Source organism: Streptomyces sp. JJ36, assembly GCF_021696945.1.
Classification (GTDB): domain Bacteria; phylum Actinomycetota; class Actinomycetes; order Streptomycetales; family Streptomycetaceae; genus Streptomyces.
In genome coordinates this window covers 22,261-37,079 of sequence record NZ_JACYHE010000011.1, presented here as the reverse complement: position 1 = coordinate 37,079, position 14,819 = coordinate 22,261, and the positions used below count along the sequence as shown (strand labels likewise).

At 75.2% G+C, this 14,819-nt stretch carries 11 protein-coding genes; 3 read left to right on the top strand and 8 right to left on the bottom strand.

Annotation, left to right across the window (positions count from 1 at the left end; all coding sequences use genetic code 11):
* The first annotated feature begins 102 nt into the window (after positions 1-102).
* Positions 103-906: a VOC family protein gene (locus HOY81_RS06750; RefSeq protein WP_237319254.1), complete on the top strand. Its 804-nt coding sequence runs from the start codon at positions 103-105 to the stop codon at positions 904-906.
* Here the strand turns inward: HOY81_RS06750 and HOY81_RS06745 are convergent.
* The 4 genes from HOY81_RS06745 to HOY81_RS06730 form a co-directional block, all read right to left on the bottom strand.
* Positions 881-1,591 (bottom strand): thymidine kinase, encoded by a 711-nt coding sequence (locus HOY81_RS06745; RefSeq protein ID WP_237319252.1) that lies wholly within the window; start codon positions 1,589-1,591, stop codon positions 881-883. The two genes, HOY81_RS06750 and HOY81_RS06745, sit on opposite strands and share 26 nt — an antisense overlap.
* Before the next feature lie 74 nt (positions 1,592-1,665).
* Complete coding sequence (locus tag HOY81_RS06740; RefSeq protein ID WP_237319251.1) at positions 1,666-2,880, bottom strand: alkaline phosphatase family protein; 1,215 nt, start codon at positions 2,878-2,880, stop codon at positions 1,666-1,668.
* Positions 2,877-3,485 (bottom strand): DUF5998 family protein, encoded by a 609-nt coding sequence (locus HOY81_RS06735; RefSeq protein ID WP_237319249.1) that lies wholly within the window; start codon positions 3,483-3,485, stop codon positions 2,877-2,879. The genes HOY81_RS06740 and HOY81_RS06735 overlap by 4 nt, the downstream gene beginning before the upstream one ends.
* 53 nt (positions 3,486-3,538) lie before the next feature.
* Entirely contained in the window at positions 3,539-6,382 is a 2,844-nt protein-coding gene (locus HOY81_RS06730; protein ID WP_237319247.1) for a GNAT family N-acetyltransferase, read from the bottom strand.
* A gap of 108 nt (positions 6,383-6,490) precedes the next feature.
* Here HOY81_RS06730 and HOY81_RS06725 point away from each other — a divergent pair, with 108 nt between their 5' ends.
* Complete coding sequence (locus HOY81_RS06725; protein ID WP_237319246.1) at positions 6,491-6,772, top strand: HPr family phosphocarrier protein; 282 nt, start codon at positions 6,491-6,493, stop codon at positions 6,770-6,772.
* 123 nt (positions 6,773-6,895) lie between these two features.
* Here the strand turns inward: HOY81_RS06725 and HOY81_RS06720 are convergent, their stop codons facing one another.
* The 4 genes from HOY81_RS06720 to HOY81_RS06705 all read right to left on the bottom strand — a co-directional run bounded on the left by HOY81_RS06720 (position 6,896) and on the right by HOY81_RS06705 (position 11,926).
* Positions 6,896-7,615 (bottom strand): GntR family transcriptional regulator, encoded by a 720-nt coding sequence (locus HOY81_RS06720; protein WP_237319244.1) that lies wholly within the window; start codon positions 7,613-7,615, stop codon positions 6,896-6,898.
* 72 nt (positions 7,616-7,687) lie between these two features.
* A complete protein-coding gene (locus HOY81_RS06715) occupies positions 7,688-8,467 on the bottom strand; it encodes a M23 family metallopeptidase (RefSeq protein ID WP_237319242.1) in 780 nt (259 codons plus the stop codon).
* Positions 8,468-9,128: 661 nt separating this feature from the next.
* Entirely contained in the window at positions 9,129-10,499 is a 1,371-nt protein-coding gene (locus tag HOY81_RS06710) for a pitrilysin family protein (protein WP_237319348.1), read from the bottom strand.
* Between the two features lie 29 nt (positions 10,500-10,528).
* On the bottom strand, positions 10,529-11,926 hold the full coding sequence (locus HOY81_RS06705; protein WP_237319240.1) for a pitrilysin family protein: 1,398 nt from the start codon (positions 11,924-11,926) through the stop codon (positions 10,529-10,531).
* Positions 11,927-12,123: 197 nt separating this feature from the next.
* Here HOY81_RS06705 and HOY81_RS06700 point away from each other — a divergent pair, with 197 nt between their 5' ends.
* Positions 12,124-14,571, top strand: coding sequence for a DNA topoisomerase (ATP-hydrolyzing) subunit A (locus tag HOY81_RS06700; protein ID WP_237319239.1), 2,448 nt, complete (start codon positions 12,124-12,126; stop codon positions 14,569-14,571).
* Positions 14,572-14,819 lie beyond the last annotated feature (248 nt).

The following is a 14,819-nucleotide window of genomic DNA, read 5'->3' as shown; positions in this document are numbered from 1 at the left end:
ACCAGACTTGCAGCATCCCCTCACCGGCCGCGCTCACCGGCGCGCACCGCACGCACCCGTCCATCGCACGACACATCGACAAGGGTCCCGAGGAGAACATTGATGACCGAGGCAGCGACCGGGCACGGCCACACCCCCGGCACGCCCTGCTGGGCCAGTCTCATGGTGCGCGACCTGGCGCGCACCCGCGACTTCTACCACGCGCTCTTCGGCTGGGAGTTCCGTACCGGGCCGCAGCCGCTCGGCCCGTACGTGCGCGCGGTGCTGGGCGGCCGGGAGGTGGCGGGTCTCGGGGAGATGGCACGGGGCCGGGACTTCCGGTCCGCCTGGATCCCGTATCTGGCGGGCGACGACGCCGACGGGACGGCCGCCCTGATCCGGGACTGCGGCGGCACGGTGGCCGTCGGCCCGCTGGACGCGGACAGCGCGGGGCGGATGGCCGTCGCCGCGGACCCGTCCTGTGCGACCTTCGGGGTCTGGCAGGCCGGCACGCACCCGGGAATGGGCGCCGGGGAGGCGGGGGCTCCCGGCACCCCGGTCTGGTTCGAGCTCACCACCCGGGAGGCCGCGCCGGCCGCGAAGTTCTACAGCGCCGTCTTCGGCTTCGACACGGCGGAGACCGGCCGCGAGGATCCGGAGGAGGGCGACCTGCTGGTGCTGCGGCTCCGCAGCCGCCCGGTGGCGAGTGTGCGCGGCGTCGGCTCCGCGCTGCCGCGCGGTCAGATGCCGCAGTGGGAGACGTGTTTCGCGGTGACCGACCCGGACGCCGCGGCGCACCGGGCCGCCGAGCTGGGCGGCCGGGTGGTGCGCGAGCCGCGCGACCTGCCGTACGGGCGCCGGGCGACGGTGGTGGATCCGGAGGGCGCCCGGTTCAGCGTGATCAGGCGGGTGGGCGGGGCGCGCTGACCCGCACCGCGCCGGCGGCGCCGGACCGGCCCTGCGCGTCCACCGGCAGCACGTCCGGGGAGAGCGTGCCGGCCCGTGCGGCGGCCGCCGTCAGCCGTCTGCGGTGGTGGCGGCGGCAGAGCACCTCGTAGCCCACCTCGCCGCGCAGCCCCTCGCCGCCCACGTCCCCGACGACGACCTGGGCGCCCTCGACGACCATGCGCCCGTCCACCGTGCGGGCGTTGTGCGTGGCCCGGGCCCCGCACCAGCACAGGGCCTCCACCTGGAGCACCTCGATGCGGTCGGCCAGCTCCATCAGCCGCTGGGAGCCGGGGAAGAGCTTGGTCCGGAAGTCCGTGGTGATGCCGAAGGCGAAGACGTCGATGCCGAGGTCGTCGACGACGCGGGCGAGCTGGTCGATCTGTTCCGGGGAGAGGAACTGCGCCTCGTCGGCGATGACGTAGTCCGTGCGCCCGCCGGCGGTCAGGTGCCGCACCAGATGGGCGTGGAAGTCGAAGGCCTCCCCCGCCTCGACGGCCTCGGTGACGAGCCCGAGGCGGGAGGAGAGCCGGCCCTCGCCGGCCCGGTCGTCGCGGGTGAAGAGCATGCCCTGGAGCCCGCGTGCGGAGCGGTTGTGCTCGATCTGGAGCGCCAGGGTGCTCTTCCCGCAGTCCATGGTCCCGGAGAAGAAGACCAGCTCGGGCATGGGTGGTGGGGCCTTTCCTGGTCGGGGGCGTGACGGGTGGGGCTGCTGCGGGCACGGCGGGCGGGGGCGCGGGGCTAGCTCCGCACCTCGAGGAGCGGGACGAACTGCTCGGCCGGGGTGACGGAGCCGTGCATGCCGAGGAGCGCGGACTCCTTGGGCTCGGTGCGGGTGGCGACGATCGCGGCGTCCCCGTCCATCGCGACGACCACGTCGCCGATCCGCGGGCGGACCCGGTCCGCCACCCGCGGCCCGAACCAGCCGAGTTCGCAGGCCTCCTCGCGGGTGGCCACCCAGGCCCGGCCGGCCAGCACCTCGCGCCAGACGGCGGCCACGTCCTGGGCGGCGCCTGGCACGGCGTACAGGTGCCGCATCCGGCCCTCACCTCCGAGGGTGGCCACGCCCGCGGAGAGTTCCCAGTCCTCGTCGAAGTCGAACCGCGCCTCCGCGGTGCCGGGGACGTCGACCATCCCGTGGTCGGCGGTCACGTAGAGCGCCGCGCGGGGCGGCAGTTGCTCGGCGAGGCGCTGGGCGAGCCGGTCGACGTACTGGAGCTGGCCGCGCCAGGCGTCCGAGTCCATGCCGTAGCGGTGGCCGTGCCCGTCGAGCTCGGCGTAGTACGTGTAGACCAGCGTCCGGCCGGCCGCGGCCAGCCGCTCGGCGGCCAGGTCCATCCGCTCCTCGGCGGCCAGCCGGCCGTGGAAGGTGCCGCCGGAGAGGGCGACGCGGGTGAGCGGGGTGTGCTCGAAGTGCGGCGCGGTGACCTGGCAGGTCTCGATCCCGGCCGCGTCCGCCTGCTGGAAGACCGTCGGGTGCGGCTGCCACGCGTGCGGCTCCGTCCACGGGTGCCAGCGGAGCTGGTTCATCAGGGCGCCGGTGTCCGGGTTGCGCACCGCGTAGCCGGGGAGGCCGTGCTCGCCCGGGGCCAGCCCGGTGCCGACCGAGGCGAGGGAGGTCGCGGTGGTGGAGGGGAATCCGGCGGTGAGCGGCCGCCCGGTGCCACCGGTGGAGGTGGGCAGCAGCGAGGTGAGGAAGGGCGCCTCCTCGGGGTGGGCGCCCAGGGCGTCCCAGCCCAGGCCGTCGACGAGGAAGACGCAGACCCGGTCGGCGGGCTCCAGCGCCAGCCCGGAGGCGGCGCCGGGCACCCCGAGACCGGCCGCCACGGCGGGCAGCAGGTCCGCCAGCGAGGCCGTGCCGTAGCGCGGGACCGGGGCGGACCGGGGGTCCAGCGGTACGGGTTCGTGCGGTCCGTGGCCGGCGGTGACGGGCGGTGCGGCGTCCCCGGGTGTCACCGCGTGCCGCCCGGTCGCGTGCCGGGGGCGGACACCGTGGCCTCGGAGAGCGCCTGGGCGAAGGAGAGCGCCCGGCGTACGGTCTCCGGCCCGTCGCCGGCCTCGCTGACCCGCAGCGAGAGGTCGTCGGCGGTGCTGGAGCCGGTGTAGCCGTGGTCCGCCTCGCAGTTGGGGTCGCCGCAGGTGGCGGGCTCCATGTCGATGCGGGAGACGGCGCCCCATCCGATGGTGAGGACGACCTCGCGGGGCAGGGTGCCCGGGGTGTAGGACTCGGGGTTGGCGACGACGCGGGAGAGCACCACCGAGGAGATGCGCTCCAGCTTCACCGACTCGGTGGAGGTGGTGGCGTACGGCGAGGGCGAGGTGCCGTCCGCGGGCTGCTCGTCGGTGTGGCTGACGATGAAGCGGGTGCCCGTCAGCACGAGGACGGTGACGTGACGGCGGACCTCGTTGGCGTCGAAGGTGGTCTCCTGGTGCACCAGGTACGAGGACACGGGCTCCCCGCCCACGGCCGCCTCGACTGCCTCGGCGACCAGCGCCGGGTAGTAACCGCTGCGCTCGATCGCCGCACGCAGCCCCTGGGTCGTCGTACCGGTCTTCGCCATGCGGCCCATCCTAGGCCCTGTGCGGGCGCGCTCCGCCGGGCCCGGGAGGCCGGTCAGTACGCGGGCAGCCGGCGGGGGCCGAGGTCGGTGGGCGGTGCCGGTTCGGCCACCCGGACGCCGGCGCCGAGGACGGTCAGGCCGCGCGGGGCGACCACGACGGGCTCCAGGTCGGCCGTCACGATCTCCGGATGGTCGTCCAGCAGCCGGGAGACCCGGAGCAGCAGTTCCTCCAGCGCGCCGGTGTCCACGGGCTGGGCGCCCCGCCAGCCGAAGAGGATCGGCGCGGAGCGGATGGCGCGGATCAGTTCGGCGACGTCCCGGTCGGTGGCCGGGACCAGACGGTGCGCGGTGTCGCCGAGGAGTTCGGACGGGGTGCCGGCGAGCCCGAAGGAGAGCACCGCGCCGATCGCCGGGTCCACGGCGGCGCGTACGACGGTGTCCACTCCGCGCGGTGCCATGGCCTGCACGACGGGGCGCAGCTCCGCGGGCCCGCCGAGGTCTGCGGTGAGTTCGGCCCAGGCGCGGCGCAGCTCGGTCTTGCCGGCGATGTCCAGCCGTACGCCGCCCAGGTCGGCCCGGTGCCGCAGATGCGGGGCGGTGGTCTTGAGGGCGACCGGGTAGCCCAGCCGCTTGGCGGCGGCGACCGCGGCGTCCGGCGTGCGGGCGGGCACGGTCGGCTGCACCGTGATGCCGTAGTGCCCGAGCAGCTCGGCGGCGTCGCCGGCCGCCAGCGGCAGGCTGCGGTGCCGTTCGGGGGCGGTGGCGGCGACCGTGGTGGGCGGGGCCTCGCGCGGGGCCGGGGGCTGGGCGCCGGGGGCGCCGTCGGCGCCGTCAGTGCCGTCAGCGCCGTCAGCACTGCCCGGGCGTCCGGGCTCGGGCTCCGGGCGTGCGTGCTCGGTGACGCGTTCCAGCAGCCGGGCGGCGGCCGCCTCGTCGACGTCCAGGTCGGGGACGCGCCCGGGTGACTCGGCGGCGCGTCGCCAGGCGCCGTGCCGCACGGCGTGCGCCAGGGCGCGCACCGCGCGCTCGGGCGCCGGGTAGGCGGGGATACCGCGGCCGGCCAGGGCGTCGTCCAGGCCCTCGATGGCAAGGTGGACGACGGCGAGCGGCTTGCCGGCGGCCTCCGGACCGGCGGCGGCGTCCCGGAGGGCGTCGGCGTCCCGGAGGGCGTCGGCGAGTTCGGCGACCGGGGTGTCGCCGACCCAGGGGATCGCGGTCACCAGCACGGCGTCGGTCTGCGGGTCGGTGAGCGCTTCGTGGACCGCCCGGCGGAAGTCCTCCGGGGCGGCGGCGGTCGTCAGATCGCGGGTCGGCAGCGGGCGCAGCCCGTCGGAGAGCGCCGCGTCGTAGGTGAGCAGGGAGAGCGACTCGGTGTTGCCGAGGACGGCCACCCGCGGTCCGGCGGGCAGCGGCTGGCGGGCGAGCAGCAGTCCGGTGTCCACCTGCTCGGTGACGGTGTCCACGGTGATCACCCCGGCCTGCCGGAGCAGTGCGGAGACCGTGGCGTCGGGGGTGCGGGAGGCGGGCGCGGCGTGCCCGGGGGGCGGGGCGCTTCCGCTGTGCCGGGCGCCCTTGACCACCACCAGCGGCTTGCGTACGGCGATGCGCTTGGCCAGCCGGGTGAACTTGCGCGGGTTGCCGATGGACTCCAGGTACATCAGGCCGACGTCGGTGTCCGGGTCCTCGTCCCAGTACTGCAGCACGTCGTTGCCGGAGACGTCGGCCCGGTTGCCCGCGGAGACGAAGGTGGAGAGCCCGGCGCCGCGCCGGTGCAGCCCGGCCAGCAGCGCGATGCCGATGGCGCCGGACTGGGTGAAGAGCCCGATCCGGCCGCGCTCCGGCAGTTCGGGCGAGGGGGTGGCGTTGAGCCGTACGCCCGGCGCGGTGTTGATCACCCCGAGCGCGTTCGGCCCGATGATGCGCATGCCGTACGAGCGCGCCTGCCGCACCAGCTCCCGCTGTGCGTCCCGGGTGAAGTCGGCGGAGAGGACCACCAGGCCCTGCACGCCGTGCTCGCCGCACTCCGCCACCACGGCGGGCACCCGGGCGGCGGGCACGGCCACGACGGCGAGGTCGACGTGCTCCGGCGCGTCCCGCACGGACCGGAGGGCGGGGGCGCCGGCGAGCTCGCCGGGCGGATCGCCGAGCGCGTGGTTCACGGCGTACACCCGGCCGGGGAAGCCGGCCGCCCGCAGACTGCCGAGGACGGTGCGTCCCGCGCCGCCGCCCCGGGTGCGGCTCACGCCCACCACGGCGACCGAGGCGGGGGCGAGCAGACGCTGCACCGAGCGGGCCTCGGCACGCTGCTCGCGGGCATGCATGACGGCCAGGGAACGGGCGGTGGGTTCCAGGTCGAGGGTGAGGTGGACGGAGCCGTCCTCGAAGCTGCGGTGCTGGGTGTAGCCGGCGTCGGTGAACACCTTGATCATCTTGCTGTTGGCCGGCAGCACCTCGGCGGTGAAGCGGCGGATGCCGCGTTCCCGGGCGACCGCGCCGATGTGCTCCAGCAGGGCCGAGGCGACCCCGCGGCCCTGGTGGGCGTCCTGCACCAGGAAGGCGACCTCCGCCTGGCCCGCACCGCCGGATGCGGGCCGCCCGGAGGCGTCGACGCGGTCGTAGCGCACCGTGGCGATGAACTCGCCGCGGACGGTGGCCGCGAGGCCGACGCGATCCACGTAGTCGTGATGCGTGAAGCGCCGCACGTCCTTGGCGGAGAGCCGGGGGTAGGGGGCGAAGAAGCGGTAGTACTTCGACTCGTCCGAGACCTGCTCGTAGAAGTGGACCAGGCGGTCCGCGTCGTCCGGCGTGATGGGCCGGATGCGGGCCGTGCCGCCGTCGCGGAGCACGACGTCGGCTTCCCAGTGCGCGGGGTAGGCACGCTCCGCAGGGGTCTGCATGGGCACAGGGTAAGCGCGGGACCGGGGCGGCGCGGTGGCACCGGACGGCCGTGCCAGGATGGTCTAGACAACATCGGAGCACTCCCGAACGACCCGAAGGGCAACACCATGGTTGAGCGCCGCGTCCGTGTCGGCTGGGCCGAGGGCCTGCACGCCCGTCCCGCATCGATCTTCTGCCGCGCCGCGGCCGCGGCCGGCGTGCCGGTGACCGTGCGGAAGGGCGAGGGCGACCCGGTCGACGCCGCCTCGATGCTGGGCGTCCTGGGGCTGGGCGCGGGGAACGGCGACGAGATCGTGCTCGCCGGTGAGTCGGAGGACGCGGCGGCCGCCCTCGACCGGCTGGCGAAGCTGGTGACCGACGGCCTGGAGCAGCTTCCGGAAACGGTCTGAGCAGCAGGACGGAAAAGGCGTACGGGCACCGCCGGCACTCCGCGGAAAAGGACGCGAGTGCCCCGGAATCACCCGGGAGGAATGTCCGCGCATTCCTCCCGGACGAGGTGTATACGAGAATTGTCACACGCGGTCGCGCGCGATGTTTACAGCGTGTTTCGGATTTCTCACCGCACCCCTTCTGTCGCCCCTTCCGACGCGGCTTTCCCCGCCGGGCGCCGGGCGCCGCAGCCGGTGCAGGCCCGCCGAGCGCTCCGCGTGCTGCCGGGCCAGTCCCCGGGCCCGCTCGGCGTCCCCGCGCGTCACCGCGTCCACCAGTGCGCCCAGCTCCTGCCAGCCCGCGGCCGCGTGCGGGGACTCCTCCACCGCGTACACCCAGGTGATCTTGCGCCGGAGCTGCACCAGCATCGCCGCCAGGCTGGGGCTGCCGGTGGCCTGCGCCAGCGTCTCGTGGAACCAGTCCTCCAGGGGGCGCAGGTCGGAGAGGTTGCCGTGGTCCACCCGCTGCCGCCCGAGCCGGACCAGCCCGCGCAACACCTTCAGATGCGGCTCGGTGCGGCGCTGGGCCGCACGGGCGGCCCCCAGCGGCTCCAGCAGGGCGCGCACCTCCAGCAGGTCGGCGGCCTCCTGCTCGGTGGGCTCGGCGACCGTGGCCCCGGCATGTCTGCGGGTGCGCACGAACCCCTCGGACTCCAGGGTGCGCAGCGCCTCCCGCACCGGAACGCGGGAGACGCCGTAGCGCCGGGCCAGCAGCTCCTCGGTGAGCCGCGTCCCCGGCGGAAACGCACCCTGAACGATGTCGTCACGGATCGCCGTGCAGACCGCGTGCGCGGAAATTCGCATGACCGCACTGTATTCGAGAATCCAGGAGATTCCGATGACGGCGGTGAATACGGCGGGAAAGTGACCGCGGTCTCAGATCCGTACGCCGTGCCGGCGGAGATAGGAGAGCGGATCCACATCCGAGCCGTAGCCGGGCGCGGTGCGTACCTCGAAGTGCAGGTGCGGGCCGGTGCTGTTCCCGGTGGAGCCGGCCCGGCCGATCCCCTCACCGGGGGCGACCGTCCGGCCGGCCGCGACGGCGAGCGAGGACAGGTGGCCGTACTGCGTGTACCGGCCGTCCCGGTGCCGGATCACCACGTTCAGCCCGTACGCACCGCTCCAGCCAGCCTCCACGACCTCGCCCGCGGCGACGGCGCGCACCCGCGTGCCCGCGGCGGCGTGGAAGTCGACGCCGGTGTGCGTGCCGGAGGACCACATGCCGCCACCGGCGCCGTAGGGAGTGGAGACGTACGAGCCCGCCACCGGTGCGACGTGGCGGCGCAGCGCCGCCCGGCGCTCGGCGGCCCGTGCGGCGCGCTCCCGGCGCTCGGCCCGGGCCGCGGCGGCCCTCCGGCGGGTCTCGGCCTCGGCTGCGGCGGTGCGCTGGGTCTCGGCTTGCGCGCCGAGCGCCTCGGCCAGCTCGGTGCGGACGGACAGCGCCGTGGCGAGGCCGGTCCGCTGCTCGGCGGCCGATTCGGCGGAAACGGCAGCCGGTTCGGCGGGGACGGCGGCCCGCGGGACGGCGACGGCGGGGGCGGCCAGCGTCCCGACGACGCCGGCCGTCGCGAGCCCGGCCGCGCCGGTGAGGTGCGTCCTCACCCGGCGGGTACGGGCCGGGCGGCGGTGCCTTCCGGTGGCACGGGTGAGGGCCATGCTGCGGCGTTGCTCCTTTCCCTCCCTCTCGCCGGGCGGGCCGGGCGCGGCGGGACGGGCCCGCGGGCCCACGCGTACGGCCCGGTGCGGCCGGCGGGCCGCTGCCGGGCCGCCGGCTCCCCCGGACGGCACGGTGCGGGGGCGCGGCGAGGGCTGCGCGTGGCCGCGGACGCGGCGCTTCCGCCGCGCAGCCGGAGAGACGCTAGAGGGGCCGCGGGGACGGGACCAAACGGAAGCGGCGGTTTGTCGCGCACGCCACAGGACGGGCCGGACATGCCGCCGGGAATCCGGCATGACGGAAGCCCCCGCCGGCCGCTCGGGCCGGCGGGGGCTTCGCTCGTCGGAGCGCCCGGGGCGTGCCCCGGGACGGCGGGAACGGGCATCGGAGGGTGCCCCACGACGCCAGGGCCGGCGCCACCGAGCGGGCGCCCGGAACGACAGGACCGGGCCGCCCGGGGCCCCGCCCGGACACCGGCCCGGGAGCCGGCCGGACCCCGGACACCTCCGCGGGGCAGGGCCGGCCGCAGGCACGGGGTGACCGGACACCCGGCACGGCCCGCAGGGCACGGCCCGTGACGCCGGCACGGAGTGACGGGACTCCCGGCAGGACCGCGGGGGACGGAGTCGGTCACGTACCGCCGGGGGCCGGACGGGCCCCGGGTCAGGTTCCCTGGACCACCGTGACCTCGCCGATGCCCAGCGCGCGGACCGGGTCGGCGATCTGGGCGGCGTCCCCGACCAGCACGCAGACCAACCGGTCCGCCGGGAAGGCGTTCACCACGGCGGCGGTCGCCTCGACGGTGCCGGTCTCCGCCAGCCGCGCGTAGAGCTGCGCCTGGAAGTCGTCCGGCAGGTGCTGCTCCACCTGGTCCGCCAGAGTGCTCGCCACGGCCGCCGCCGTCTCGTACTTGAGCGGGGCCACGCCCACGAGGTTCTGCACGGCGACGTCGCGCTCGTCGTCCGTCAGGCCCTCGTCCGCCAGCGTGCGGAGCACCTGCCAGAGGTCCGCGAGCGCGGGGCCGGTGACGTCCGTGGCCACCGAGCCGCTGATGGCGAGCATCGCCGCGCCCGTGCCGTCCGGCGCCGAACGCAACACCTGGGCGAAGGACCGCACACCGTAGGTGTAGCCCTTCTCCTCGCGCAGCACGCGGTCCAGCCGGGAGGTGAGGGTGCCGCCGAGGCAGTAGGTGCCGAGCACCTGTGCGGGCCACACCCGGTCGTGCCGGTCCGGGCCGATCCGCCCGATGAGAATCTGCGTCTGCACCGAACCCGGGCGGTCCACGACGATCACCCGCCCGGTGTCGTCCGCGCTGATGGCCGGCACCGGGCGCGGCTCGGCGGTGGAGCCCGTCCAGGCGCCCAGCGTGTCGGAGAGGGCGGTGTCGAGATCGACCCCCGCCAGATCGCCCACCACGACGGCGGTGGCGGTGGCCGGGCGCACATACGCCTCGTAGAAGCCGCGCACCGCCGCGGCGTCGATCCGCTCCACCGTCTCCTCGGTGCCCTGGCGGGGCCGGGACATCCGGGAGGAGGCCGGGAAGAGCTGCCGGGAGAGCTCCTTGGCGGCCCGCCGCGCGGGGTTGGCCAGCTCGTGCGGGATCTCGTCCAGCCGGTTCCGCACCAGCCGCGCCACCTCGTCGTCCGGGAAGGCGGGGGCGCGCAGCGCGTCGGCCAGCAGGCCCAGCGCCTTGGCCAGCCGGGAGGCGGGCACCTCCAGCGACACCCGCACCCCGGGGTGGTCGGCGTGCGTGTCCAGGGTCGCGCCGCAGCGCTCCAGCTCGGCGGCGAACTCCTCGGCGTCGTGCTTGTCCGTGCCCTCGGCGAAGGCCCGGGCCATGATCGTGGCGACGCCGTCCAGGCCCTCCGGTTCCGCGTCGAGCGGGGCCGGCAGGTTGACCTCGACAGCCACCACCTGCTGGCCCGGTCGGTGACTGCGCAGCACCGTCAGGCCGTTGGGCAGGGTGCTCCGCTCCGGCGCGGGGAAGGCCCACGGCTTGGGCTCCCCGCCCCGGGGCTGCGGGTGAAATTCCATCGTCGTCCCTGCGGGGTTGGCGGTGTCGCTCACTGACCGGTCTCCTCGGCTGCGATCTCGGCGTGCTCCGCGGGCCCGGCCTGCTCGCCGGACTCCTCGCGGTTGTCGGCGCTCTCGGCGCTCTCGGCGCCCTCGACGGGCTCGTAGACGAGCACCGCGCGGTTGTCCGGGCGCAGCCGGGCGGCGGCGACCTCCTGCACCTCCTGCGGGGTGATCTCCAGCACCCGCTGCACGGCCGTCAGCGCGAGCTGCGGGTCGCCGAAGAGCACGGCGTAGCGGCAGAGTTCGTCGGCACGGCCGCCGACGGTGGCCAGCCGGTCCAGCCACTCGCGCTCGAGCTGCGCCTGCGCCCGCTCCATCTCCTCCGCGGTGGGCCCCTCCGCCGCGAACCGGGCCAGCTCGTCGTCCACGGCCGCCTCGATGGCGGAGACCTCGGCGCCGGCCGAGGCCTTGACGTCCAGCCACCCCAGTGAGGGCGCCCCGGCCAGCCGCAGCAGCCCGAAGCCCGCCGCCACCGCGCTCTGGTCCCGCCGGACCAGGCGGTTGTGCAGCCGGGAGGACTCCCCGCCGCCGAGCACCGTCAGTGCCAGGTCGGCGGCGTCGCATGCCCGGCCGCCGTCCTCCGGGAGACGGTAGGCGGCCATCAGCGCACGGGCCGGCACCTCTTCCTCCAGCAGCTCGCGCCGCTCCGCGCCGAGGATCTCCGGCAGCGTGCCGTCCCGCGGCGGGCGCTTGCCCTCGTGGCCCGGGATCGAGCCGAAGTACTTCTCCGCCCAGGCGAGGGTCTGCTCCGGGTCGATGTCTCCGACGATCGCGAGCACCGCGTTGTTCGGCGCGTAGTAGGTGCGGAAGAACTCCCGGGCGTCCTCCAGCGAGGCGGCGTCCAGGTCGGCCATGGAGCCGATGGGCGTGTGGTGGTACGGGTGGCCCTCGGGGTAGACCATCGCGGTCAGCCGCTCGAAGGCGGTGCCGTAGGGCACGTTGTCGTAGCGCTGGCGGCGCTCGTTCTTCACCACGTCGCGCTGGTTCTCCATGGACTCCTCGTCCAGGGCGGTCAGCAGCGACCCCATGCGGTCGGCCTCCAGCCAGAGCGCGAGCTCGAGCTGGTGCGCGGGCATGGTCTCGAAGTAGTTGGTGCGCTCGAAGCTGGTGGTGCCGTTGAGCGAGCCTCCCGCGCCCTGCACCAGTTCGAAGTGCCCGTTCCCCGGCACCTGGGCGGAGCCCTGGAACATCAGGTGCTCGAAGAGATGGGCCAGGCCCGTCCGGCCCGGGACCTCGTGCCGCGAACCCACGTCGTACCAGAGGCAGACCGCCGCGACCGGAGTCAGACGGTCCTCGGAGAGCACCACGCGGAGGCCGTTGGCCAGCCGGTGCTCGGTCGCTGTCAGCCCGCCGCCGGCCGGCGGGGGCGTGGCCGTGTGACCCATGGGCGTGGAGTCCCTTCGTCGCGGGAGGTGATGTACCCCCGTCACTCTATGCAAGCGCGCCGACGGCGCGCGAAGTTCCCGTACGGTACGAGCCGGGGAGCCGGGCCGCGAGTCCGGTTGTCCGGGGCGCGCGCCACAATGGACCGCGTCAACACCCAGCCCGTGGATGCCCACCCGCACGAAGGAGCGCTGCCGCGATGGCCCGCCGCAGTACGAAGACCCCGCCTCCGGACGACTTCGAGGAGCGGATCCTCGACATCGACGTCGTCGACGAGATGCAGGGCTCCTTTCTGGAGTACGCCTACTCGGTCATCTACTCGCGCGCCCTGCCGGACGCCCGGGACGGCCTGAAGCCGGTGCACCGGCGCATCCTCTACCAGATGCACGCCATGGGCCTGCGCCCCGACCGGTCGTACGTGAAGTGCGCGCGCGTCGTCGGCGAGGTGATGGGCAAGCTCCACCCGCACGGCGACTCGGCGATCTACGACGCGCTGGTCCGGATGGCACAGTCCTTCTCCATGCGGGTGCCGCTGGTCGACGGCCACGGCAACTTCGGCTCCCTGGGGAACGACGACCCGCCCGCGGCGATGCGGTACACCGAGTGCCGGTCGGCGCCAGCCGCCGGGCTGATGGTGGAGTCGATCGACGAGGACACCGTCGACTTCACCCCGAACTACGACGGCAGCGAGCAGGAGCCCGGCGCGCTGCCCTCGGCCTACCCGAACCTCCTGGTCAACGGCGCCTCCGGGATCGCCGTCGGCATGGCCACCAACATGCCGCCGCACAACCTCTCCGAGGTGATCGCCGCCGCCCGGCACCTGATCAAGCACCCGGGCGCCGACCTCGAGACCCTGATGCGTCATGTGCCGGGCCCCGACCTCCCCACCGGCGGCCGCATCGTCGGTCTGGAAGGCGTCAAGGACGCCTACGCCACCGGGCGCGGCTCCTTCAAGATCCGCGCCACCGCCCGGGTCGAGCAGGTCACCGCCCGGCGGAAGGGCCTGGTGGTGACGGAACTGCCGTTCGCGGTGGGTCCGGAGAAGGTCATCTCCAAGATCAAGGACCTGGTCAACGCCAAGAAGCTGCAGGGCATCGCGGACGTCAAGGACCTCACCGACCGGGAACACGGACTGCGGCTGGTCATCGAGATCAAGAACGGCTTCCACCCGGAGGCCGTGTTGGAGCAGCTCTACAAGCTCACGCCGATGGAGGAGTCCTTCGGCATCAACAACGTCGCGCTGGTCGACGGACAGCCGCTCACCCTGGGCCTCAAGGAGCTGCTGGAGGTCTACGTCGACCACCGCTTCGAGGTGGTGCGGCGGCGCAGCGAGTTCCGGCGCGGCAAGCGGCGCGACCGGCTGCACCTGGTGGAGGGCCTGCTCGTCGCGCTGCTGGACATCGACGAGGTGATCCGGATCATCCGCGCCAGCGAGAACGCCGCGGCGGCGAAGGAGTCGCTGATGGCCCGCTTCGACCTCTCCGACGTGCAGACGCAGTACATCCTCGACACGCCCCTGCGCCGGCTCACCCGCTTCGACCGGCTGGAGCTGGAGAGCGAGCGGGACCGGCTGCGCGAGGAGATCGAGGAGCTGACCCGCATCCTGGAGTCGGACAGGGAGCTGCGGAAGCTGGTCTCCTCGGAACTGGCCGCGGTCGCCAAGAAGTACGGCACGCCGCGCCGCACCGAGCTGCTGGACTCGGCGGCGGTCCCGGTGGCCGCGGTGCCGCTGGAGGTCTCCGACGACCCGTGCCGGGTGCTGCTCTCCTCCACCGGGCTGCTGGCCCGTACGGCCGTCGGCGACGCGGCGTTCGACGCGAGTGCCAAGCGGGCCAAGCACGACGTGGTGGTCTCCGCCGTCCCCGCCACGACGCGTGGCGAGGTGGGTGCGGTGACCTCGGCGGGACGGCTGCTGCGCATCCCCGTGGTGGACCTGCCGCAGCTCCCGGAGACGGCCGCCGCCCCCAGTCTGGCGGGTGGCGCCGCGGTCTCGGAGTTCCTGACGCTGGAGCCGGACGAGTCGCTGGTCTGCCTCACCACGCTGGACGAGTCCTCGCCCGGCCTGGCCCTGGGCACCGAGCAGGGCGTGGTGAAGCGGGTGGTGCCCGACTACCCCGCGCACAAGGAGGAGCTGGAGGTCATCACCCTCAGGGAGGGCGACCGGATCGCCGGCGCGGTGGAGCTGCGGACCGGTGAGGAGGATCTGGTCTTCATCACCAGCGAGGCCCAGCTCCTGCGCTACCCGGCGAGCCAGGTGCGCGCGCAGGGCCGCGCGGCCGGCGGCATGGCCGGCGTCAAGCTGGGCCCGGAGGGGAAGGTGCTCACCTTCACCGCGGTGGACCCCGCGGCGGAGGCGGTGGTGTTCACCGTGGCCGGCTCGCAGGGCACGCTGGACGGCGCGGTGGGCACGGCCAAGCTGACCCCGTTCGACCAGTATCCGCGGAAGGGGCGGGCCACCGGCGGGGTGCGCTGCCAGCGCTTCCTGAAGGGCGAGGACTGCCTGACCCTCGCCTGGGCCGGGCCGGCGCCCGCCCGGGCGGCCACCGCGTCGGGCGCCCCGGCCGAGCTGCCGGAGCCGGACCCGCGCCGGGACGGCTCCGGGGTGCCGCTGAAGAAGGCGATCGCGGCGGTCGCCGGGCCGGTGTAGCGGGCCGCCGCGGGCCGGCCCGCACCGCCCGCACGTACTCCCTCCCGCCGGAGACGCCCGCGTCCGGCCCGAGGAGGCCCGGGCGGGCCGGCCGCGGGTGACCTGCCCCGTGTGTCCCTGCGCCCCGCGGCCGCCCGGCCACGGGGCGCACGGGCCGGTGGGGGGCCGGGCGGCCGGGTGGCCGCCCCACCCGGAGGGACGTAGGGGTGCCGGGGCGGACGACCGGTGCACGCCGCGAGCCCCCGCGG

What these genes read in the sequence shown, in the direction of transcription:
- HOY81_RS06750 (WP_237319254.1), top strand. Translation starts at nt 103, where the DNA reads ATGACCGAGGCAGCGACCGGGCACGGCCACACCCCCGGCACGCCCTGC.
- HOY81_RS06745 (WP_237319252.1), bottom strand. Translation starts at nt 1,591, where the DNA reads ATGCCCGAGCTGGTCTTCTTCTCCGGGACCATGGACTGCGGGAAGAGC.
- HOY81_RS06735 (WP_237319249.1), bottom strand. Translation starts at nt 3,485, where the DNA reads ATGGCGAAGACCGGTACGACGACCCAGGGGCTGCGTGCGGCGATCGAG.
- HOY81_RS06730 (WP_237319247.1), bottom strand. Translation starts at nt 6,382, where the DNA reads ATGCAGACCCCTGCGGAGCGTGCCTACCCCGCGCACTGGGAAGCCGAC.
- HOY81_RS06725 (WP_237319246.1), top strand. Translation starts at nt 6,491, where the DNA reads ATGGTTGAGCGCCGCGTCCGTGTCGGCTGGGCCGAGGGCCTGCACGCC.
- HOY81_RS06720 (WP_237319244.1), bottom strand. Translation starts at nt 7,615, where the DNA reads ATGCGAATTTCCGCGCACGCGGTCTGCACGGCGATCCGTGACGACATC.
- HOY81_RS06715 (WP_237319242.1), bottom strand. Translation starts at nt 8,467, where the DNA reads ATGGCCCTCACCCGTGCCACCGGAAGGCACCGCCGCCCGGCCCGTACC.
- HOY81_RS06710 (WP_237319348.1), bottom strand. Translation starts at nt 10,499, where the DNA reads ATGGAATTTCACCCGCAGCCCCGGGGCGGGGAGCCCAAGCCGTGGGCC.
- HOY81_RS06705 (WP_237319240.1), bottom strand. Translation starts at nt 11,926, where the DNA reads ATGGGTCACACGGCCACGCCCCCGCCGGCCGGCGGCGGGCTGACAGCG.
- HOY81_RS06700 (WP_237319239.1), top strand. Translation starts at nt 12,124, where the DNA reads ATGGCCCGCCGCAGTACGAAGACCCCGCCTCCGGACGACTTCGAGGAG.